The following is a 20,795-nucleotide window of genomic DNA, read 5'->3' as shown; positions in this document are numbered from 1 at the left end:
GGGGGAATCACTGTGTCCAGTCAGCAAAACGACGAGGCGTCGGTCCAAGCGGCGTGGGTCGGCACCGCGCCGAAGCACGGCAAGACCATCACGCTCGCCGAGTACGACCCGGAATGGCCGGTGCTCTACGAACGCGAGGCCGCGCGGATCCGTTCCGTGCTCGGGGAACGCGTGCTGGTGCTCGAACATGTCGGTTCCACGTCGGTGCCCGGCCTCGCCGCGAAACCCATCATCGACATTCTGCTCGAAGTGCCCGATTCGGACGACGAAGCTGCGTATGTGCCGGACCTCGAAGCGGCGGGCTACCGCCTGGTGATCCGCGAACCGGACTGGGAGAAACACCGCCTGTTCAAGGGTCCGGACACCAACATCAACCTGCACGTCCATTCGCCGGGCAACGGCGAGACCGAGCGGTACCGGCTGTTCCGCGGCAGGCTGCGCAGCCACCCGGAGGAACTGGAGCTGTACCTGGCGAAGAAACGCGAACTCGCCGCGCAGACGTGGGAGTACGTCCAGTTCTACGCCGACGCGAAAAGCAAGGTGATCAACGAGATCATCGAGCGGGCGCGCAACGCCTGACCCTCGGGTTACGGTGGGCGGCATGAAGATCGCGATCCTCGACGACTATCAGAACGTGGCGCTCCAGTGCGCCGATTGGGAGCCGCTCGGGGCGGAGATCGAGGTGTTCGGCGAGCCGTTCGCCGGGCCGGACGAGGTGGTGACGCGGCTGGCCGGGTTCGACGTCGTGGTCGCGATGCGCGAGCGCACGCCGTTCCCGGCCGCGGTGTTCGACCGGCTGCCCGAGCTGAAACTGCTGGTCAGCACCGGCCGGCGGAACGCGGCGATCGACCTGGACGCGGCGAAGCGGTGCGGCGTGGTGGTGTCCGCGACCGGAGCGCTGGCCGCGCCGACGGTGGAACACGCGTGGGCGCTCATTCTGGCCGGTGCGCGCAATCTGCCTCTGGAGTTCCGGTCGATGCGCGACGGCGGCTGGCAGGTCGGGCTCGGGATGGCGTTGCGGGACAAGACTCTCGGCCTGCTCGGGCTCGGCAGGCTGGGTGCCGAGGTTGCCCGGATCGGGCAGGCGTTCGGGATGAAACCGATTGCGTGGAGCCAGAATCTCACCCCGGAGCGAGCGGCGGAGCACGGCGTGACGGCGGTGTCCAAAGAGGATTTGTTCGCTCAGTCCGATGTGCTGTCGGTTCACTTGGTTCTGTCCGAGCGGACTCGCGGCCTGGTCGGTGCCGCCGAATTCGCCGCGATGAAGCCGTCCGCGCTGCTGGTGAACACCTCGCGCGGTCCGATCGTCGACGAGTCGGCCTTGGTGGATGCGTTGCGGGGCAAGAAGATCGCCGCGGCGGCGCTGGATGTCTACGACGTCGAGCCGCTGCCCGCGGGCCATCCGCTGCGGACGCTGGACAACGCGATCCTGACGCCGCACATCGGTTACGTGAGCCGGGAGACGTACGAGATTTTCTACGGCGGCGCGGTGGAGGACATCGCCGCGTTCCAAGCGGGCGAACCGATCAACGTGCTGAACGGCTAGGGAAACGGCCGGACCTCCGGCGGGTAAACCGTCCCGTCCGGAGGCACGGTCAAGTCCACGAAATACCGTGCCATCGCCGCGGAAGCCGCCGTGCTGGGCACGTCGAGCGTCGTGTGCCCGGCACCGTCGACCACTGCCACGTGGCCGTCGCCGAGTTCCCGGGCGGTGGCCTGGGCGTTGGCGAGCGGGGTGACCGGGTCGTTCCGGTTGGCCAGGATCAGGATCGGATGCTGCCGCGGCCGGTTCCACGGACCGAGGTACCGGTCCTCGTCCCGCGCGGGCCAGCCGACGCACTGCGCCATCGAAAACACCGGCGCGACCCCGAAGTACGGCTGCCGTTTCGCTTCCGCGGCAGCGAGTTCGGCGTACCCGGCGGTGTCTTGCGGGAGTTCGCTGTCCAGGCATTGCACGGCGAGGAAGCCGGGGGAATGCGTCGGCACGCGCGGGTCGAGCACTGGCGCGGGGGAGACTGGCGACGGCGGCACGAGCCCGGCGAGCGTCTTCGCCAGCCGCGGCCACCGGGACGATTGATACAGCGCCCGGTCGATGGTCTCCATCAGCGACGACACCGTCATTCCGCCGACTGGACCGTGCGTCAGCCGGGCGAAGACCGCGGCGAATTTCTGTTTCAGGTCACCGCCCGCGAACGCGCATTTCCCCGGCCCGGCGGCGTCGCAGGCGGCGAAGAACGCTTCGAGTTCCTGCTGCTGAGCCGTCGCGACGTCGGCGCGCACGTCGACCGGTTTGTGCTGCTGGCCAGGCTGTCCGGTGGCGTTCGCGACCAGATCGAGCGTTCCGTCGAGGACCATTGCGCGCAGCTTGTCGGGGAACAGGTTCGCGTAGGTGCCGCCGAGATACGTGCCGTACGAGTAGCCGTAGAAGTTCAGCTGCTGCTCGCCGAGCGACTGCCGGAGCAAATCCATGTCCCGTGCGACATTCGCCGTCGACAGATGCGACAGCTCGGCACCCGTGCCCGCTGCGCACGCCTTGCCGACGGCCGCGCTCGCGGTCCAGAACGCCGCGCTGTCCCGCAACGGAGAACCGGCCGCGGGCGGCGTTCCCGGGCACTGCACCGGAGCGCTGCCGCCGATCCCGCGCGGGTCGAAGCTCACCAGGTCGAACTTGGCCCGCAGCTCGTCCGGGTACCGCGGGCCGAACCGCATCAGCTCGCCGACCCCGTCGGTGCCCGGGCCGCCGAAGTTGATCACCAGCGACCCGGCGCGGTGCGCGGGATCGGTGGCAGGCATGCGAATCACCGAGAGGTTCAGCTTCGCGCCGCCAGGTTCGCGGTAGCTCAACGGAACCGGCGCGGTCGCGCACTGGAACCCGCCGTGGCACGGCGTCCAATCGAGCTTGGGCACAGCGGTGCCGTTGGTGCCCAACGGAAGCGGAGCGTCCGGGGCGGGCAATGCTTGCGGCGCTTGGGTTTGCGCGGCCGGCGCGGAACAACTCGCGATGAGCAGCAGCGCAGCGAGCGCTGGCCAGAGTCTCACGCGGAGAGTTCCGCCAGCACGGCGTCGGTGAACGGCGGCCAGACTTGCGCGGCCCACGGCCCGAACGACCGGTCGGCGAGCCCGACGCAGGCGTGGCCCGCCTCCGGGTCCACCCACAGGAAAGTCCCCGACTGCCCGAAGTGGCCGAACGTGCGCGGCGAGCTGTTCGCGCCCGTCCAATGCGGGCTCTTGTGGTCGCGAATTTCGAAGCCGAGACCCCAGTCGTTCGGCTTCTGGTGCCCGAAGCCGGGCAGGACGCCGTTCAGCCCGGGGAACGCGATTTCGGTGGCGGCGGCGAGGGTTTCCGGCGCGAGCAGCTTGGGCGACTGCAGCTCCGCGGCGAACCGCAGCAGATCGTCCAATGTGGACACCGCACCCGCGGCGGGCGAGCCGTCCAGCCGGGTCGACGTCATGCCGAGCGGTTCGAACAGCCCTTCGCGCTGGTACTCGGCGAACTCGATGCCGGAATGCTCCGCCAGCGCGTCGGCGAGTTCCTCGAAACCGGCGTTGGAGTACAGCCGGCGCGTGCCGGGCTCGGCCATCGCCTTGTGCGCGTCGAAGGCGAGCCCGGAAGTGTGCGCGAGCAGATGCGCGACGGTGGAGCCCTCCGGCCCGGCGGGCGTGTCCAGCTCGACAACGCCCTCTTCGATCGCGATGTGCGCGGTGTAGGCGGTGAGCAGCTTCGTGACCGACGCGAGCCGGAACGGCCGGGCGGGGTCGCCGTGGCGTCCGCGCACCTCGCCGGAAGCGGAGACCACCCCGGCCGCGGCGTTGTCCACGGGCCATTCGTCGATCAGGCGCAGGCTCTCCATGCCCGCCAGCGTAATAGGGCCCGCCCAGCCGCTGTTTCGCAGTGCCCTGACGCGACGAACCGTGCGGGGCTCCGGAAGTTCCGGAGCCCCGCACGGTTCGTGTTTTCCCCGTGGAGCGGTATCGCTACTGAGCGTCGAGGTCGGTGGCGACCAGCTCGGCGACGGCCTCGACCGCCGCCTCGGCACCGTCGCCCTCTGCGCTGATGACGACCTCGTCGCCGTACGCGGCGGCGAGGGTCATCAGGTTGAGGACGCTGCCGGCGGCCACCGGTTCGCCGCCGTCCTTGGCGATCTGCACCGCCACGGGCTGGGCCGCGGCCGCCTTGGCGACCAGTGCGGCCGGGCGGGCGTGCAGCCCCACCTTGCTGGCCACGGTGACGCGTTTCTCCGGCATGGTGTACCTCTCTTGCTTTTCTCGGGTGTTACTTCGCGGCCGTGCGCTCGAGGTCGCCCTCGATCGAGTCGTCCTCGCGGCCCGGCGTGCGCAGGTTGAACTTGGTGATCACGACGCGGAACACGAAGTAGTAGATCACGGCGAACACGAGCCCGATCGGGATCAGCAGCCACGCCTTGTGCGCGGTGTCCAGCGACGAGTTCAGCGCGAAGTCGATCGCGCCGCCGGAGAACGAGAAGCCGAGGCGGATGCCCAGCGCGTTGCAGACCGCCAGCGAGATGCCGGTCATCACCGCGTGGAAGATGTACAGCGGCCACGCGACGAACATGAACGCGAACTCGATCGGCTCGGTGACGCCGGTGACGAAGGCGGTCAGCGCGGCCGAGACCATGATGCTGCCGACGAGCTTGCGCTGCGCCGGACGCGCGGTGTGCATGATCGCCAGGGCGGCGGCGGGCAGCGCGAACATCATGATCGGGAAGAAGCCGGTCTGGAAGATGCCCGAGCCCTGGACGTGGTTGTTCAGGAAGTTCGGGATGTCGCCGCCGTTGAAGATGAACCACACCGGCACGTTCAGCAGCTGGTGCAGGCCGACCGGGATGAGCAGGCGGTTGAGCAGGCCGTAGATGCCGCCGCCGACGACCGGCGATCCGACGACCGCCTTGCCCGCCGAGGTGATGGCCTCGTCGACGTACTTGAAGAGCAGGCCGAAGATGACGCCCAGCACCAGCATCGCCAGCGCGGTGATGATCGGCACGAACCGGCGGCCGCCGAAGAAGGCGAGCCAGGACGGCAGCTTGATCCGGTGGTAGCGCTGCCACAGCAGAGCCGCCACGATGCCGGACACGATGCCGGTCAGCACGCTGTAGGGCCAGTGCAGCGGCTGGCTTTCCCAGGCGACCTTGTAGCCCTGCTGGCTGCTGATCGGGGCGATCACCTGGATCACGTTGTTGAACACGACCCAGCCGATGACCGCGGCGACGGCGGTCGAGCCGTCGCCCTTGCGGGCGAACCCGACCGCGATGCCGATCGCGAAGATCAGCGGCAGCCAGTTGAAGATGCCGCCGCCAGCCGCGCCGATCACGTCGGCGGCCTTGCCCCAGTTCAGGCCGTCCTTGCCGAGGATGTCCGGCTGGCCGAGCCGGTTCAGGATGCCTGCTGCGGGCAGGGTCGCGATCGGCAGCATGAGACTGCGGCCGAAGCGCTGCAGTCCGGCGAGGCCGCTGCCGCCCTTCTTTCCGCTAGCCCCAGCCGCGGTGGTGGCGCTCATCGGATACCTCCATTGTGGGGTTGGTCGCCGGAACTCGGGGTGTTCCGGTCCAGCTGCATGGTCACCTGGTAGTGGTCGCCCCGGTACCAGGACGTCATGTCCTCGACCGGTTCGCCGCCCGAGCTGGAAACCCGGCGGAACACCAGGAGCGGACTGCCGGTGCGCATGCCGAGCAAGCGCGCCGTTTCGCGGTCCGCGGATTCGGCCCACACCGTCTGGTACGCCTGGTCCGGGCGGCGCGAGAAGGCGTCGGCCAGCTGGGCGTACAGCGAACGGGTCAGGTCGAGGTCGAGCAGGCCGGGGGTCCGGCCCGCGTGGTACCAGCCGCGTTCCACGGCCAGCGGAACGCCGTCGGCGCGCCGCAGCCGCACGAGCCGGTGCGCGGCGACGCCCTCGGACAGGCCGAGCGCGTGCGCCGAAGTCACCGGCGGGACCTCGGTCGAGGTCGAGATCACTTCGGTGGTCGGGGTGAGCCCGCGCCGGCGCATGTCGTCGGTGAACGACATCAGGTACACCTGCAGTTCCATCCGCCGGGCGGCGGTGAAGGTGCCCTTGCCCCTGACCCGGGCCAGCAGTCCTTCCTCGACGAGCTTCCCGATCGCCGAGCGGACGGTGAGCCTCGAGACGCCGTAGTGCTGCGCGAGTTCTCGCTCGGACGGGATCGGCGAGCCCGGCGGGAGCTCGCGCTCCACCAGGCGGCGCAGGATCTCCCGCAGCTGGGCGTGCTTCGGGGTCGGCCCGTTCACCACGCGCTCGGCGGGGTCGGACGGCGGAATGTGCGCGGCCGCACTCATCTCGGTGTCACCCTCCCTCGCTTCGCGCACCGGGGCCGGTGCTCGCGTCCGCGCCGGAAGATTGGTACGTTCCGGTCTAGACCAATGATCTGATGGGGCAGGATGCTCCGCAGCGAGAGCGGGTGTCAACCACCGTTATCCGTTCGTGGCCGGGCTCGCTCGGCAAGGCGGCAAACGGCGTAGTAATGGTGGCGGAGCGCACCTGTTCCGAGTGGAAAACCAACGGGATACGAGGAGGCCGCGATGGCGGATGACAGGCCGGAAAAGATTCTCGCGGCGCTCGGCGGCGCGGACAACGTCATCGAGATCGAGGGCTGCATCACGCGGCTGCGGTGCGAGCTCGAGGACATGTCCCTCGTGGACGAACCCGCGCTGAAGTCGGCCGGCGCGATGGGCGTCGTGAAGATGGGCTCGGCGGTCCAGGTCATCGTCGGGCCGGAGGCGGACACCATCGCCAGCGACATCGAGGACTTGATGTGAGCCTGCCGATCCTGAGCCCGGTCGCGGGCGAGGTCGTCGCGATCACCGAGGTGCCCGACCCGGTGTTCGCCGAGGCGATGGTGGGCCCCGGCATCGCGGTGAAGCCGTCCGGCGGCCGCGCCGACGCGGTCGCCCCGGTGGACGGGACCGTGGTGACGCTGCATCCGCACGCGTACGTCGTGGCCACTGAGGACGGCCGCGCGGTGCTCGTGCACCTCGGCATCGACACGGTCAAGGAAAAGGGCGACGGGTTCACCCTGCACGTCGTCAAGGGCGAGAAGGTGCGGGCGGGTCAGCCGATCGTGGGCTGGGACCCCGAGGCGGTCGCCGCCAAGGGCTACTCGCCGATCGTCCCGGTCGTCGGCCTCGACGCGTCCGCGGACGTGCTCGCCGGCCTCGAAGGCGGGCGCACGGTCGCCGCCGGCGACGAGCTTTTCACCTGGAACGATTGACCACCGGAGCCCTTTGTGGACAGTGAAGGTCCACAAAGGGCGATCCCGGTCACGCCGTGACGATCTCGCCGTTCTCGATCTTCACGGCCACTTTGGACAGCGGCTGGCTCGCCGGCCCCTGCTTCACCGCGCCGGTCAGCGCGTCGAACACCGAACCGTGGCACGGACAGCTCGCCTGGCCGTTCTGCGGCGGGTTCACCGTGCAGCCCTGGTGCGTGCAGACGGCGCTGAAACAGGCGACCGTCCCCGCTGACGGCTGTGCCACGAGCACTTCCTGCCCGTCCGGGGTTTTCGCGGATTTCGCTTGGCCCACCGGCACTTCCGCCAGCGCGATCACCTTCCCGCCCGCCTTCGGTGCGGCCTGTCCAGACCCGCTGTCGCCGCTCCCGCAGGCAGTGAGAGCTAGGGCGGCGGTCCCCGCGACGGCCGCCCCGGAGGCGAGTACGGAGCGGCGGGAGTGAAGTTCGGCAGTCATGCCTTGTGCAACGAACCGGGACCGCTCCGGGTGCCGGTGAACCGTCGCGGTCGCCCGTGCGTGTAGTCCGTATCCGGCATTCCGCACGGAAGGAGACGGCATGTTGACCACCTGGATGCGAGTGCTGGGCGCGGCGGGCCTGGCCGGCTCGGCGGCGATCCACTTCTACCTGTACTGGGGCAGCGGCTACGCGGACATCCCGGTGGTCGGGCCGCTCTTCCTGGTGAACGGCATCGCCGGCCTGGTGATCGCCGTCGCCCTGCTCGCCTGGCGGCACTGGCTGCCGGCGTTCTTCACGCTGGGCTTCGGCGGTGTGACGCTGCTGGCCTACCTGCTGTCGGTGACGGTGGGCTTCTACGGCGTGCACGACCAGTTCAACAGCCAGTACGAATACTGGGGCGTGATCACCGAAGCGGTCTGCGTGATCTGCGGCCTGGTGCTGCTGGTGCAGGCGATCCGCGCGCGGCGGACGGCTCAGAACGCGTAGCGGTTCACCTTCTCCGGGTGGATGACGACCCGGACCTGGGGGACGTCCTGCAGGATTTTCGCTCCGGCCTGGCCTTCCGGGGTGCTGAGGTCCCAGTAGCGCCCGGCGAGCCTGCGAGCGAGCTCGTGCCCGCCGTCGGCCTCGATCGTGACGCGCCCGGCGACGGACACCCAGCGCTCCGGTTCCCCGACCGGCGCCGCGACGACGATCGACGCGCGCGGGTCCTCGCCGAGCTGGCGGATCTTGGCCGAGTCCGGGGCGGTGAACAGCTGAATCGTGCCCTCGTCGGTGGCCTCGAACCACACGGGCCGAGGCTGCGGCGGCCGCGGCCCGGCTGCGACGGTCAGGAAGCCGTGCAGGGGGCGGCGGAGGAATTCGAGATCATGGTCGGTGAGGGTGCTCATGGCTGGGATTTAACCGGGCCTGCTTGGACGATCCCATAGGTGAAAAGCCGGATCGCCTGTCCATTCGTCTAACCTCGGGTGAGTGGACGCTTTCAGCGATTTGATCCGCGGGGTCCGGGCGCACGGCTCGTTGTTCGGCTGCACGGCCCTGTCGGCGCCGTGGTCGCTGCGCTTCGTGGACAGTGCCCCGCTGACCCTGTGCACGCTGCTGAGCGGCGAAGGCTGGGTCGTGCCGGAAGACCATCCGCCGGAGTTGCTGCGCGCCCGCGAGACCATCCTGGTCCGCGGCCCGTTCTCCTTCGTGGACAGCCTGGACACCCCCGCCGTCCCCGTCCAATGCGGCGAGTTCTGCGCCACTCCCGACCAGGGCGGCACCCAGCACCACCTGGGCTGGAACGACCCGTTCCACGGTGAAACCAACCTGATCGTCGGCGCGTACCCGGTTCGGAGCCGCAGCCGGATGTCCGCTTTGCTGGACGCGCTTCCGGTCGTGGTCCGGCCGCCTTCCTCGGCTGAGGAAGACCCCGTGCTGCACCATCTGGCCGCCGAACTGGCCGTCGACGCGCCGGGGCAGCAGGTTGTCCTGGACCGTTTGCTGGATTGGATGCTGGTCTGCATCCTGCGCGACTGGTTCGACCGTCCGGGCGGCTCGCCGCCGCGGTGGTGGGCCGCGCAACGGGACCCGGTGGTGGGCGCTTGCCTGCGGTTGCTCCATGCGGATCCGGCGGCCCCGTGGACGGTGGTCACGCTGGCTGCCCGGGCCGGGGTTTCGCGGTCCACCTTGGCCAAACGCTTCGCGGATTTGGTGGGGGAGCCGCCGATGACGTACCTGACCCGCTGGCGGATGACCCTCGCCGCGGACCTCCTGACGGAACAGCCGTCGATGCCGATCGCGGAGGTGGCCCGCGCGGTGGGGTACTCGGACGCGTTCGGGTTCAGCTCGGCTTTCAAGCGGGTGCGCGGGGTCAATCCGACTGAGCATCGCCGGGCTTTTCTTGCTGAGGACGGGGTTCTGGCTTCTTCCCGCTGAATTTCGCAGCTCGCCAGCCGAAGCGTTGCTGACGACCCGAGCGCCGCGCCGTTTTTGTCCCCGTCGAGTGAACCTTCCGGCGTGTCGCGCACGAGGGGTCCCCTCGCACCCCGATCTGTTTGCCCTGGTCCAAGCGTTGGCGGCAGGCTGGGTCGCATGGTCCTGACAGCAGTGCTCGCAGCCGGGGCGGTGGTCCCCGTGCTGCTGGTGATGATGAAGAAAGCCGACGCTCCCGTGTCGGCTGTGCTCGGCCTGACGGTTGCTGTCGCGGCAGCCGCAGTGGCCGCCGCGCGTGCCGAGGCAGGCGCACTCCCGGCTTGGTGGCTGCCGGTCGCGTGGCTGGTTTCGGTGCTCGGCGTCCCCCTCGCGCTGGCCGACGCCCGACACCGCCGCCTGCCGGACATCCTCACCCTGCCCGCGTATCCGGCTGTTGCCCTGACACTCACCCTCGCCGCCCTCAGCGGCGGAGGATGGCGATTGGCCGCCGGAGCTGCCCTGGGCTGCCTCCTGTTCGGCGGCACGCACCTGATCGTGCACCGCTTGTCGGCAGGCGGTCTCGGCCCCGGGGACGTCAAACTGGCCGGATCTTTCGGTGCTGTGCTGGGCGCGGTCGGCGGACTGGCCCCAGCCGTGGCAGCAGTCCTCGCGGCAATGGTGAGCTTGGCGGCCCTTGGGCCGATGTGGCTGTTGCGCCGAATCCGCGACTCGCGGGCCTCAGTCCGCTGGCGATCCGCTCGACCCGGCCCGAGTGCACCCGCCGGCGTCTCATTCGCAGGAGAACTCGACGAGCCCACTCCGAACCAACCCGACTCCACGCCTCAGACGACCGCTCTCGCTCAGCCGTCCACGTCGACAGCCGCAGGCTCGGTGCCGACTGGTGTCGCGGTCGTTGGCTCCAAGCCAACCGCTCCCGCTCAGTCGTCCACGTCGACGGCCGCTGCTTCTGTGCCTACTGGTGTCGCGTTCTTGCCGATTGTCCGGTCTTCTGCTCCGACGGTCGTTGGCTCTGCGCCAACCGCTCCCGGCCAGCCGTCCACGTCGACGGCCGCTGCCTCCGTGCCGACCGACGTCGCGTTCTTGCCGACTGTCCGGTCTCCCGCTCCGACGGCCGCCGCCCCCACGCCAGCCGCGCCCGTCTCGCCACCAGACCCGACGCCCGCACCGAAAGCCGAAGCCCCCTCACCACCGCCAGCCCCCGCCGGCCCCCGGATCCGAGCCGGCCCCGTCCGCGTCCCCTACGGTCCCGGCCTGGTTCTGGCCACCTGGGCGTGCGCGGTCTTCCCAGCCGCTGGAACGGGCATCGCCTGAGGCCAGGGGCTCTGCCAGGCCTCCGGACGGGCCGTGACAGGATTGTCCGGTGCTGCGCTGGATCACCGCTGGAGAATCGCACGGACCCGCCCTCGCCGCTGTGCTCGAGGGGCTGCCTGCCGGGGTGGAGGTGACGACCTCGGACCTCTCCGCGCAGCTCGCGCGGCGCCGGCTCGGGTTCGGCCGCAGCCCGAGGATGGGCTTCGAGACCGACCAGGTCCAGTTCCTCGGCGGGGTCCGGCACGGGGTCAGCCAGGGCGGCCCGATCGCCGTCCAGATCGAGAACGCCGAGTGGCCCAAGTGGGAGAAGGTCATGGCGGCCGATCCGGTCGACGAGGCCGAGCTCGCCGGGCTCGCCCGCAACGAGCCGCTGACCCGGCCCCGTCCGGGGCACGCCGACCTGCCCGGCATGCAGAAGTACGGCTTCGACGAGGCCCGTCCCGTCCTGGAGCGCGCCAGCGCCCGCGAGACGGCTTCGCGGACCGCTCTCGGCACTGTCGCGCGGAACTTCCTGCGGCAGCTGCTCGGGGCCGAGGTGCTGAGCCACGTCGTCTCGATCGGCGGCGCCGACGCGCCCGACGGGCCGCTTCCGCAGCCGGGCGACCTCGCGGCGATCGACGAGAGTCCGGTGCGGGCGTTCTCGGCCGAGGGGACCGAGGCGATGATCGCCGAGGTCGACGCGGTGCGGAAGGCCGGCGACACGGTCGGCGGCGTGATCGAGGTGATCGTCTACGGCCTGCCGCCGGGCCTCGGCTCGCACGTGCACTGGGACCGGCGTCTCGACGCGCGGCTCGCCGGCGCGCTGATGGGCGTCCAGGCGATGAAGGGCGTCGAGGTCGGCGACGGCTTCACCACCGCCCGTCGCTGGGGCAGCCAGGCGCACGACGAGATCGACCGCGGCACCGGGCCGGTCGGCGTGACGCGCCGGTCGAACCGCGCGGGCGGGCTCGAAGGCGGCATCACCAACGGCGAACCGCTGCGGGTGCGCGTCGCGATGAAGCCGATCTCGACCGTGCCCAAGGCACTGTCCACAGTGGACGTCCGGACCGGCGAGCCCGCCGTGGCGATCCACCAGCGGTCCGACGTGTGCGCGGTGCCGCGCGCCGGCGTGGTGCTGGAGTCGGTCGTGGCGCTGGTCGTCGCGGACGCGGCGCTGGAGAAGTTCGGCGGCGACTCGCTGGCCGAGACCCGGCGCAACGCGCAGGCGTACTTGAAGGCGCTCGAGGAGCGCTGGTGAGCCCGCGCGCGGTCGTCGTCGGACCGCCGGGCTCCGGCAAGAGCACGGTCGGCCCGCTGCTGGCCGCCGCGCTCGGCGTGACCTTCCGCGACACCGACGACGACATCGTCGCCCGCGCCGGACGCGCCATCTCGGACATCTTCGCCGACGACGGCGAACCCGCGTTCCGCGCGATCGAGGCGGAAGCAGTCGCCACGGCACTCGCCGAACACGACGGCGTGCTCTCCCTCGGCGGCGGCGCCCCGCTCACCCCGGGAACCCGGGAACGGCTTCAGGACCACACGGTGATCTTCCTGAACGTCGGGCTGGCCGCCGGCGTCCAGCGCACCGGGATGTCCAGCGCGCGCCCGCTGCTGGCCGGCATCAACCCGCGCGCGACCTTCAAAGCCCTCCTCGACCAGCGGCTGCCGGTGTACCGCGAGGTGGCGACCGTCGAGATCGAAACCGACAAGCGAACGCCCGAAGAGGTCGTCGCGGCCGCCGTCGCCGCCCTCGAACCCGACCGGGTCCGCGAACCGTGACCAGCCACCGGCCGCCCGCGCCCGCTCAAGTCCGTGAGGGGAACCCTGAGGGACACTGAGTCCCTCGGGGTTCCCCTCACGGACCGCAAACCCGCTCCAGGACCACCGGGTCCGGGAGCAGTGAGGAGAACCGTGTCCGCCACCCAGCCCGTCCGGATCCGGGTCGCCACCGCGCAGCCGTACGACGTGCTCGTGGGTCGCGGCCTGCTCGGCGAACTCACCGAACAGCTCGCCGACGCGTCGAAGGTCGCGCTGATCCACCCGCCGACGCTCACCGCCACCGCCGAGGCCGTCCGCGACGAGCTGGCCGCGGCCGGCCTCGACGCGCACCGCGTCGAGATTCCCGACGCGGAGGACGGCAAAGCGTTCTCCGTCGCCAGTTTCTGCTGGGAGGTCCTCGGCCGGATCGGCCTGGACCGGCGCGGCGTGGTCGTCGCGCTCGGCGGCGGGGCGGTCACCGACCTCGCCGGGTTCGTCGCGGGCACCTGGATGCGCGGCGTCCGGCTGGTGAACGTGCCGACGACGCTGCTCGGCATGGTCGACGCGGCGGTCGGCGGGAAGACCGGGATCAACACCGAAGCCGGCAAGAACCTCGTCGGCGTCTTCCACGAGCCCTCCGCCGTCCTGGTCGACCTCGCGACGCTGGAATCTTTGCCGCGCAACGAACTCGTCGCCGGAATGGCCGAGATCGTCAAGACCGGCTTCATCGCCGACCCGCGGATCCTCGAACTGATCGAGGCCGACCCGGCACAGGCGCTCGACCCGGCCGGCGACGTGCTCGCCGAACTGGTCCGCCGCTCGATCCAGGTGAAGGCCGACGTCGTCGCGGCCGACCTGCGCGAGTCGGATCTGCGCGAAATCCTCAACTACGGCCACACCCTCGGCCACGCCATCGAACGCCGCGAGCGCTACCGCTGGCGCCACGGCGCGGCGGTCAGCGTCGGCCTGGTGTTCGCCGCGGAACTGGCCCGTCTCGCCGGACGCCTCGACGACGCCACCGCCGACCGGCACGCCTCCGTGCTCAAGCTGATCGGCCTGCCCACCGCGTATGACGCGGACGCGCTGCCCCAGCTGCTCGAAAGCATGAAGGGCGACAAGAAAACCCGCTCCGGTGTACTGCGGTTCGTCGTCCTCGACGGACTCGGCAAACCCGGCAGGCTGGAAGGCCCAGATCCGTCCCTGCTCGCCGCCGCGTACTCGGCGATCGCGGCCGAGGCCCCGGAAAACGGCGGGAGCGTGCTGCTGTGAAAACCTTCGTGTTCAACGGTCCCAACCTCGGCCGCCTGGGCAAACGCGAGCCGTCTGTCTACGGCTCCACGACCCACGACGACCTCGCGCGACTGTGCGTCGCGACCGGCCAGGAACTGGGCCTCGACGTCGAGGTGCGCCAGACCGACCACGAGGGCGAAATGGTCGGCTGGCTGCACGAGGCCGCCGACGCGGGCGCGCCGGTCGTGCTGAACGCCGGAGCGTGGACGCACTACTCGATCGCCGTCCGCGACGCCGCCGCCCAGCTCACCGCGCCGCTGATCGAACTGCACATCAGCAACGTGCACAAGCGCGAGGAATTCCGGCACCACAGCGTGCTTTCGGACATCGCGACCGGGGTGATGGCCGGTCTCGGGGTGGACGGCTACGCGCTTGCGTTGCGGTGGATCGCCGCTCACTCGTCCTGACGGCGGCTGGAAAGCGAAGTCCGCCGCGAGAGCCCCGCTGCGGCAGAGCAATTTCGGCACCACAGCGTGGTTTCCGACGGCGCGACCGGGCGATCGTCGGTCTCGGGCGGGTGGTTACGCGCTCGCGCTGCGTTAAATCGCTACGCATTCATCGCGACTCGGCGGCCGGGAAGCGAAGCCCGGCTCAGCTGGGCGATTTCGGCACCACAGCGCGTTTTCCGCCCTCCCGACCAGTGTGATCGCCAGGCGCGAGGCGTAGACGCCCCGCCGCGGCAAACAGCGCGAAAGCAAGCCCCCGGTAAACCCGCCGCCCGACCAGCCGATGCGCGACGTGGTTCACCCATCCGGTGCCACTGTCGCTACACTCGGCGATCATGCACCCGTTTCGTCGTGGGGGTCGGCGACCCGTGCGTCAGCTGCTCTCGCTGCTGATCGCCGGATCCCTCGTTTCCGGGTGCAGCCAGACGACAGCCCAGCCGCAGGCTGAGGGCACTGACCACGGCGGCATCGCGGGCGGAGCGCCGCAGGCGCCGAAAGATCCGCCTCGTGCGGCGGATGTCGCGCTCGCCGCCGGTGCCAGTCGCGCGAGCGGGGGCGTGGTCGCCGCCGGGGCCGCGGACGCGTCCTACAACTACGGCCCCACCGTGATGGTCGAGAACGGCCGCACCCGGATCTGGTGGTGCAGCCAGTACAGCAGCGCCCCGCCGCCGGGCGACGACATCCTTTACGCCGAGGGTCCCTCGGCCGACGGACCCTTCACTGGACCGGGTGGAGGTGCGCCGCCCGCGGTGTTGTCCGGCGCGCCCGGGAACTTCGACGGCATGCACACCTGCGACCCGTCGGTGTTGCGCGTCGGCGGCACGTACTTCATGTACTACACCGGCGCGGCCGGCGACCACGCGCTCGGCAACGCGATCGGCATGGCCACCAGCCCGGACGGCATCCACTGGACCCGTTCGAACGGCGGCAAACCGATCCTCGGCGCCTCCCACGACGTCCACCGCGACAACGTCTACGGCGCGGGCCAGCCCTCGGTGGTCTTCCTCGACGGCTGGTACTACCTGATGTTCACCGACACCACCGGCCGCGCGGCGGGGTGGAACGGGGCGGGCCAGTTCGTGATCCGGGCGCACGACCCGGCGTTCCGCGAGGGCGTGGAAGCGTTGGGGGAGAAGGGATTCGAGCCCACCGCGACGACCGCCGCGCCGCGGACCCGGTCCGTCGTCGACGCGTTCAGCGTGGACCTGGAGTGGGTCGGCGCGCTCGACGCCTTCGCCATCGCGCACGAGACCGCCGACGGAACCACGATCACCTTCTGGGACCGCGATTTCACGATGCAGCCGTACAAACCGGTCGTGATCCCGGGCGCGTGGAAGGAAGGCCCCGGCCTCGTGCGCCGTCCCGACGGGCACGCGCCGACCTCGGTCAGCGATCCGTGCGATCTGGTCTCGCTGGACGTCGTGCGCGCCACGGAGATCGGCCCGGCGGGCGCGCCGACCGGGCTGAAGCACTTCGGGCTCGACGTGAAGGGCGCGGGCGGCTGTTCGACCCCGACGCGCAGCACCGCGACCTTCGACGGCGTCGCGATGCCGTCACCGGACCGCATGATCGACCTTTACCGGCGCGGCGAGCGCATCCGGATCGACCGTCGCTCAGTCGCCTCGGTGCTCGCCGGGGAGCTGGTCGACCGGCCGCTGCCGCAGGTGCCGGAAGTGCCGGTCAAGACGCGTCTGCGCTCCGGCGCGACCGTCGTGCACTCGTACGGCCGCGGCTACGGCATGGTGCTCGACGGGCAGCTTTACGGCCTGCCGGACACGACGATCGTGTCGCTCAACGGTTCCGGGGTGCAGGAGATCGACCCGCAACAGTGGGACGGCGCCGCCCGCGGTTTGCCGCTGGGCGGCTGACCGGCGAAGGCTTCGGAGCGGCCCTCGGGGTCGGGCTCGGCGGCAGTTCGAGTTCGCCGGAGCGGCTGCCGGTGCCGTCCTCGTCCTCGTCGTCCGGCTCCGGGCCGGAAGAGCCCGAGGAGTCTTCGTCGTCCGCCGCGGGCCGCCGGATCCGGCCGCCGACGAACAGCCCCAGCCCGGCGGGCACGAGCACGAGCAGCGCGGAGAACGCCGCCCCGCCGGTGAGCGCGGCTCCCAGCTCGGAAACCCCGGTCTGGTCGACGAAAATCGCCCGCCCGATCACGTACAGGATGCCCGAGCACACGCCCGCGACCAGCGACGCGATGAACCACGCGCGCCCTCTGTCGCGCAGGCCGCGCCAGCCGTCGATCGCGCTCCACAGCGCCGCCAGGCCGACCAGTACGGCGATGGTGAGCGACGTGAACAGCGTCTGGCCGGTCGGGTGGAACACGGACCACTTGGCGAGCAGCGTCATCGCGGCGGCGTGCACGACCGCCATGACCAGCCCGCGCGTCAACCAGGCACCCAGCATGGACGGAGTGTAGGCGCGCCGAAGTTAACCGCCAGTAGGCCGTCCTCGAACCGTTGCCTGAACACGGCCCGGAAGCCGCTGGTTAAGCTGGTCGCGTGCCGGAAATCCACGCTCACCGCCGCGCCGCGCTCGCCGCCCTGCTCCACGAGAACGGGGTCGACGCGCTGCTGGTCACCGATCTGCTCAACATCCGCTACCTGACCGGGTTCACCGGGTCGAACGCCGCGCTGCTGCTGCACGCCGGCGGCGACGCGAAGACCCTGTTCTGCACCGACGGGCGCTACACGACCCAGTCGGCGTCGGAGGTGCCCGACCTGGAACGCGTGCTCGACCGCGCCAGCGCCCGCGCGCTCGCGGCACACGCGGGGAGCCGGCTCGCGGACTACGGCCGGACCGGGTTCGAGAGCCAGCACGTGAGCGTCGAGGAGCACGAGAACCTCAAGGTGCCCTTCGACCGGGTCGAGCTGATCCGCACGCCGGGGCTGACCGAACAGCTGCGGGTGGTCAAGGACGAGGTCGAGATCGCCGCCCTGCGCGCCGCGTGCGCGGCGGCCGACCGCGCGCTGGCCGGGTTGATCGAGGCCGGGGGAGTGCGGCCGGGCCGGACCGAGCTGGAAGTGGCCCGCGATCTGGAGAACCGGATGCTGGAGCACGGGTCGTCCGGGATCTCGTTCGAATCCATCGTCGCCGCCGGGCCGAACTCGGCGATCCCGCACCACCGGCCGACCGGGGCCGAGCTGAGCCGCGGCGACTTCGTGAAATTCGACTTCGGAGCCACCGTCGACGGCTATCACTCGGACATGACCCGCATGGTCGTCATCGGCGAGCCCGCGGACTGGCAGCGCGAGATCTACGACCTGGTCCACCGCGCGCAGGCTGCGGGCTGCGAGGCGGTCCTCCCCGGCGCTGTGGTGTCCGAAGTGGACGCCGCGGCGCGGTCGGTGATCGCCGACGCGGGGTACGGCGAGCAGTTCGCGCACGGTCTCGGCCACGGCGTCGGGCTGGAAGTGCATGAGGCACCGAGTCTCGCCGCGGCGGGCGTCGGTACACTGTCCGCCGGTATGGCGGTCACCGTCGAGCCCGGCGTGTACCTCGCGGGGCGCGGTGGCGTGCGCATCGAGGACACGCTCGTCGTGCGGGACTCCGGACCCGAACTCCTCACCCTGAGCACCAAGGACCTCGTGGCCGTCTGACGGCCGCGGCCGAAGAGATCGAACACAGGAGACCTGAAGACTCGTGGCCACCACCAACGACCTGAAGAACGGACTCGTCCTCAACCTGGACGGCCAGCTGTGGAGCGTCACCGCGTTCCAGCACGTCAAGCCGGGCAAGGGCGGCGCGTTCGTGCGCACCACCCTCAAGCACGTGCTGACCGGCAAGGTCGTCGACAAGACCTTCAACGCGGGCACGAAGGTCGAGACGGCCACGGTGGACCGCCGGAACATGACGTACCTGTACAAGGACGGCGCGGACTTCGTCTTCATGGACGGCGACACCTACGACCAGATCACCGTGCCCGCCGAGACCGTCGGCGACAACGCGAACTACATGCTCGAGAACACCGAGGTCCAGGTCGCGGTGCACGAGAACGAGCCGCTGTACGTCGAGCTGCCGACCTCGGTCGAGATCCTCATCCAGCACACCGACCCGGGCCTGCAGGGCGACCGCTCCACCGGCGGCACCAAGCCGGCGACGCTCGAGACCGGCGCGGAGATCCAGGTCCCGCTGTTCCTCTCGACCGGCGAGAAGATCAAGGTCGACACCCGCGACGGCCGTTACCTCGGCCGCGTCTCCAGCTGATGGCGGACAAGCTCCCCCCGCACCCGAACCGCGGCGGCGCGATCAGCAGGCGGCAGGCCCGCAGGCGCGCGGTCGAGATGCTGTACGAGGCCGCCCAGCGGTCCGCCGACGCGGTCACGCTGCTGGCCGACCGCGTCGGCGCGGTCGAGGTCGACCCGGTCGCGGACTACACGATCACCGTCGTGGAGGGCGTCACGGCCCACCGCGAGCGGATCGACGAACTCCTGGCGGAGCACTCGCAGGGCTGGACCCTGGAGCGGATGCCGCCGGTCGACTTGGCCGTGCTGCGCGTCGGCGTCTACGAGATGCTGTGGTCGGCCGACGTCCCCGACGCGGTCGCGATCGACGAAGCGGTCGGCCTCGCGAAGGAACTTTCGACGGACGACTCGCCGCGGTTCATCAACGGCGTCCTCGGCCGCATCGGCACGATCGCCGACCGCCTGCGCGCGGTGCTGTAACCCGGCGGTCCGGTAGTCAGAGGTAACCCGGCTGGGGGAAAGCGCCACCTGAATGGCCGCTGCCTGATCGGGTCACCGCCGGGCCGCGGCGGCCGGCGCGAGGGGCGCTCGGGAGAAAATTGATCACCGAGCGGAATCAGAACCGGTCGGCGGGCGCCATTCGCGGCGGCCCGGCCCGGCCGGTTTTCGCCGTGATCCGGCGAGTTCCGGGCGGCCGTCTTCGGGATCCGCTGCGGTGAGTGAGCAGTGGCACGGACGGCGGACCAGCGGCCGGCTGGGAAATCCGTGCCGTGCGACGGGAATCGCGGCGGGAAATCGCGGAAACTGCGGAAACTGCGGTGTGGCACCGATTTTCCGCGCCGCGCGAGGCAGGCGGTCGCGGGGGAGAGCTGGCGTTCGAAGCCGAAGTGCAAGCCACGTCAGTGAATTCGCCCGGACCAGGAATCCGGAGCGGGGGAGTGGCTGGAGTGAGGAAACGGTCCCCGGTGGTATGGCCCGGAGTGGGGGAGCGGCCTGGCGAGGAAACGGTTCCCGGCAGCGCGGCCCGGAGCGGGCAAGTGGCTGGGGCGAGGAAATGGTCCCCGGCGGCGTGGCCCGGAGCGGGGGAGTGGCCGGGGTGAGGAAACAGTCCCCGGCGACGCGGCCCGGAGCGGAAAACGCGCCGGAATCCGGACGGATCCGGTTCCCGGCGGGAAAAACGGGGGAAATTCAAGCGGGTCCGCCGCATGGCGAACGGGGCGCGTCAATGCGACCGCGTTCGGGATCGACTCGGATCACCCGAGGTCAACCCGGTCGAGCGCGGCAGCGGAAGAACCGGTAGTTCCAGAACCGGAATGTCGACGGCTCCGGAAACCGGAACCCGGGCGACTCGAGAAAACTCGGGCAACTCGAGAACCAGCACTTCGGCAGCACCGGAACCGGAACGCCGGCGGCTCCGGAACCAGGACATCGGCGGCTCCGGCCTCACCCGAAGCGCGGCGGGCGTTCCCGGTTCCCCGGGTGCGGGAAGCCCGCCGCGTCGTGCACGGCCGCTGCCGCCATCAGTGCTCAGTCCTCTTTGGACGGCCGGGCTTCCGGCGGGAGGACGCCCCAGTCGATGAGCTGCTCGGTGAGCTCGCCGGGGGTCATGTCGTAGATGATGGCGAGCGAGCGCAGGTCCTCGGTGCGGATGGAGAGCACCTTGCCGTTGTAGTCGCCGCGCTGGCTCTGGATGGTGGCCGCGTACCGGGCGAGCGGGCCGACCTTCTCCGCGGGCAGCTGCTGGAGCCGCTCCAGGTTGATCACGATCTTCGTGGCGGGCTCGGCCCCGGACGGGACGCGGCCCTCCGGCAGCAGTTCGACCACCGGGACGCCGTAGAAGTCCGCCAGCTCGGCCAGCTTCTGGACGGTGACCGCCCGGTCGCCGCGCTCGTACGAGCCGACCACGACGGCCTTCCAGCGGCCGCCGGACTTCTGCTCGACCCCGTGCAGGGACAGGCCTTGCTGCTGGCGGATCCCGCGGAGCTTGGCCCCGAGCGCCTTGGCGTAATCGCCCATCTGGTGGTTCTCCGTTTCCTCACCCCGCGCCGGCCGGGAGGACCGGGCCGGGGACTCCTCGAGTCGAATACTCAGAGTAATGGTTACGCATAGTTGTCACCAGGTCAAGCAGAAGGTCGGTCCGCGCAGGTGGCGGCCGTGCGCGTACCACCCGGAAGACTGATTGACCGGTCCTGCTACTGT

Annotated in this window: 23 protein-coding genes and 1 pseudogene; 15 read left to right on the top strand and 9 right to left on the bottom strand. The window is 70.6% G+C overall.

The genetic code is table 11. The annotated features are described in order from the left end of the window. Positions 1-12: 12 nt before the first annotated feature. Positions 13-576: pseudogene (locus ABD156_RS05545) on the top strand (GrpB family protein); the annotation flags it as partial. Positions 577-601: 25 nt separating this feature from the next. Then, positions 602-1,546 carry a D-2-hydroxyacid dehydrogenase family protein gene (locus ABD156_RS05540; RefSeq protein WP_344267375.1) on the top strand — a complete coding sequence of 315 codons (945 nt, stop codon included), beginning with the start codon at positions 602-604 and terminating at the stop codon, positions 1,544-1,546. Here ABD156_RS05540 and ABD156_RS05535 read toward each other — a convergent pair. The 5 genes from ABD156_RS05535 to ABD156_RS05515 form a co-directional block, all read right to left on the bottom strand. Beyond that, a complete protein-coding gene (locus tag ABD156_RS05535) occupies positions 1,543-3,039 on the bottom strand; it encodes an alpha/beta hydrolase (RefSeq protein ID WP_344267373.1) in 1,497 nt (498 codons plus the stop codon). The genes ABD156_RS05540 and ABD156_RS05535 overlap by 4 nt on opposite strands. Continuing rightward, positions 3,036-3,851, bottom strand: a complete 816-nt coding sequence (locus ABD156_RS05530; protein ID WP_344267371.1) for a serine hydrolase domain-containing protein — start codon at positions 3,849-3,851, stop codon at positions 3,036-3,038. Before ABD156_RS05530 ends, ABD156_RS05535 begins: the two co-directional genes overlap by 4 nt. Positions 3,852-3,975: 124 nt before the next feature. Continuing rightward, on the bottom strand, positions 3,976-4,245 hold the full coding sequence (locus ABD156_RS05525) for an HPr family phosphocarrier protein (protein ID WP_033291653.1): 270 nt from the start codon (positions 4,243-4,245) through the stop codon (positions 3,976-3,978). Between the two features lie 28 nt (positions 4,246-4,273). Continuing rightward, entirely contained in the window at positions 4,274-5,515 is a 1,242-nt protein-coding gene (locus ABD156_RS05520; RefSeq protein WP_344267368.1) for a PTS transporter subunit EIIC, read from the bottom strand. Next, on the bottom strand, positions 5,512-6,309 hold the full coding sequence (locus ABD156_RS05515) for a GntR family transcriptional regulator (RefSeq protein WP_344267366.1): 798 nt from the start codon (positions 6,307-6,309) through the stop codon (positions 5,512-5,514). The genes ABD156_RS05520 and ABD156_RS05515 overlap by 4 nt, the downstream gene beginning before the upstream one ends. Positions 6,310-6,552: 243 nt before the next feature. Between ABD156_RS05515 and ABD156_RS05510 the strand changes: the two genes are divergently transcribed. Next, complete coding sequence (locus tag ABD156_RS05510; RefSeq protein ID WP_344267364.1) at positions 6,553-6,789, top strand: PTS sugar transporter subunit IIB; 237 nt, start codon at positions 6,553-6,555, stop codon at positions 6,787-6,789. Beyond that, on the top strand, positions 6,786-7,241 hold the full coding sequence (locus tag ABD156_RS05505; protein ID WP_344267362.1) for a PTS sugar transporter subunit IIA: 456 nt from the start codon (positions 6,786-6,788) through the stop codon (positions 7,239-7,241). The genes ABD156_RS05510 and ABD156_RS05505 overlap by 4 nt, the downstream gene beginning before the upstream one ends. A gap of 49 nt (positions 7,242-7,290) precedes the next feature. Here ABD156_RS05505 and ABD156_RS05500 read toward each other — a convergent pair whose 3' ends face one another. Beyond that, complete coding sequence (locus ABD156_RS05500) at positions 7,291-7,716, bottom strand: Rieske (2Fe-2S) protein (protein ID WP_344267360.1); 426 nt, start codon at positions 7,714-7,716, stop codon at positions 7,291-7,293. 100 nt (positions 7,717-7,816) lie between these two features. Here ABD156_RS05500 and ABD156_RS05495 point away from each other — a divergent pair, with 100 nt between their 5' ends. Next, a complete protein-coding gene (locus tag ABD156_RS05495; protein ID WP_344267358.1) occupies positions 7,817-8,203 on the top strand; it encodes a hypothetical protein in 387 nt (128 codons plus the stop codon). Here ABD156_RS05495 and ABD156_RS05490 read toward each other — a convergent pair. Further along, the gene (locus ABD156_RS05490) at positions 8,191-8,607 is read right to left on the bottom strand and encodes a pyridoxamine 5'-phosphate oxidase family protein (RefSeq protein ID WP_344267356.1); all 417 of its coding nucleotides are present in this window, start codon (positions 8,605-8,607) and stop codon (positions 8,191-8,193) included. The genes ABD156_RS05495 and ABD156_RS05490 overlap by 13 nt on opposite strands. A gap of 82 nt (positions 8,608-8,689) precedes the next feature. On the opposite strand from ABD156_RS05490, the gene ABD156_RS05485 reads away from it, so the two are divergent. The 7 genes from ABD156_RS05485 to ABD156_RS05455 all read left to right on the top strand — a co-directional run bounded on the left by ABD156_RS05485 (position 8,690) and on the right by ABD156_RS05455 (position 16,286). Continuing rightward, positions 8,690-9,637, top strand: a complete 948-nt coding sequence (locus ABD156_RS05485; protein ID WP_344267354.1) for an AraC family transcriptional regulator — start codon at positions 8,690-8,692, stop codon at positions 9,635-9,637. Positions 9,638-9,793: 156 nt separating this feature from the next. Continuing rightward, the gene (locus ABD156_RS05480; RefSeq protein ID WP_344267352.1) at positions 9,794-10,945 is read left to right on the top strand and encodes a prepilin peptidase; all 1,152 of its coding nucleotides are present in this window, start codon (positions 9,794-9,796) and stop codon (positions 10,943-10,945) included. Positions 10,946-10,994: 49 nt separating this feature from the next. Further along, positions 10,995-12,182, top strand: a complete 1,188-nt coding sequence (gene aroC, locus ABD156_RS05475) for a chorismate synthase (RefSeq protein ID WP_344267350.1) — start codon at positions 10,995-10,997, stop codon at positions 12,180-12,182. Next, entirely contained in the window at positions 12,179-12,703 is a 525-nt protein-coding gene (locus ABD156_RS05470; RefSeq protein ID WP_344267347.1) for a shikimate kinase, read from the top strand. The genes aroC and ABD156_RS05470 overlap by 4 nt, the downstream gene beginning before the upstream one ends. Before the next feature lie 132 nt (positions 12,704-12,835). After that, complete coding sequence (gene aroB, locus ABD156_RS05465; protein WP_344267345.1) at positions 12,836-13,951, top strand: 3-dehydroquinate synthase; 1,116 nt, start codon at positions 12,836-12,838, stop codon at positions 13,949-13,951. After that, positions 13,948-14,379 carry a type II 3-dehydroquinate dehydratase gene (gene aroQ / locus ABD156_RS05460; RefSeq protein WP_344267343.1) on the top strand — a complete coding sequence of 144 codons (432 nt, stop codon included), beginning with the start codon at positions 13,948-13,950 and terminating at the stop codon, positions 14,377-14,379. Before aroB ends, aroQ begins: the two co-directional genes overlap by 4 nt. Positions 14,380-14,795: 416 nt before the next feature. Further along, complete coding sequence (locus tag ABD156_RS05455) at positions 14,796-16,286, top strand: glycoside hydrolase family protein (protein ID WP_344268488.1); 1,491 nt, start codon at positions 14,796-14,798, stop codon at positions 16,284-16,286. Here ABD156_RS05455 and ABD156_RS05450 read toward each other — a convergent pair. Further along, on the bottom strand, positions 16,210-16,818 hold the full coding sequence (locus ABD156_RS05450) for a B-4DMT family transporter (protein ID WP_344267341.1): 609 nt from the start codon (positions 16,816-16,818) through the stop codon (positions 16,210-16,212). The two genes, ABD156_RS05455 and ABD156_RS05450, sit on opposite strands and share 77 nt — an antisense overlap. Before the next feature lie 95 nt (positions 16,819-16,913). Between ABD156_RS05450 and ABD156_RS05445 the strand changes: the two genes are divergently transcribed. From ABD156_RS05445 to nusB, 3 genes are read left to right on the top strand one after another with little or no spacing between them, the layout of a single operon-like run. Further along, on the top strand, positions 16,914-18,011 hold the full coding sequence (locus ABD156_RS05445) for a M24 family metallopeptidase (RefSeq protein WP_344267339.1): 1,098 nt from the start codon (positions 16,914-16,916) through the stop codon (positions 18,009-18,011). A gap of 43 nt (positions 18,012-18,054) precedes the next feature. Beyond that, entirely contained in the window at positions 18,055-18,618 is a 564-nt protein-coding gene (efp, locus tag ABD156_RS05440; protein ID WP_344267337.1) for an elongation factor P, read from the top strand. Next, entirely contained in the window at positions 18,618-19,076 is a 459-nt protein-coding gene (nusB, locus tag ABD156_RS05435) for a transcription antitermination factor NusB (RefSeq protein ID WP_344267335.1), read from the top strand. Before efp ends, nusB begins: the two co-directional genes overlap by 1 nt. 1,047 nt (positions 19,077-20,123) lie before the next feature. Here nusB and bldD read toward each other — a convergent pair. Further along, the gene (bldD, locus tag ABD156_RS05430) at positions 20,124-20,612 is read right to left on the bottom strand and encodes a transcriptional regulator BldD (protein ID WP_003096372.1); all 489 of its coding nucleotides are present in this window, start codon (positions 20,610-20,612) and stop codon (positions 20,124-20,126) included. Between the last annotated feature and the right edge of the window lie 183 nt (positions 20,613-20,795).

It is taken from the genome of Amycolatopsis albidoflavus (assembly GCF_039525725.1).
GTDB lineage: Bacteria > Actinomycetota > Actinomycetes > Mycobacteriales > Pseudonocardiaceae > Amycolatopsis > Amycolatopsis albidoflava.
This window is presented reverse-complemented; position numbering and strand designations above follow the sequence as displayed.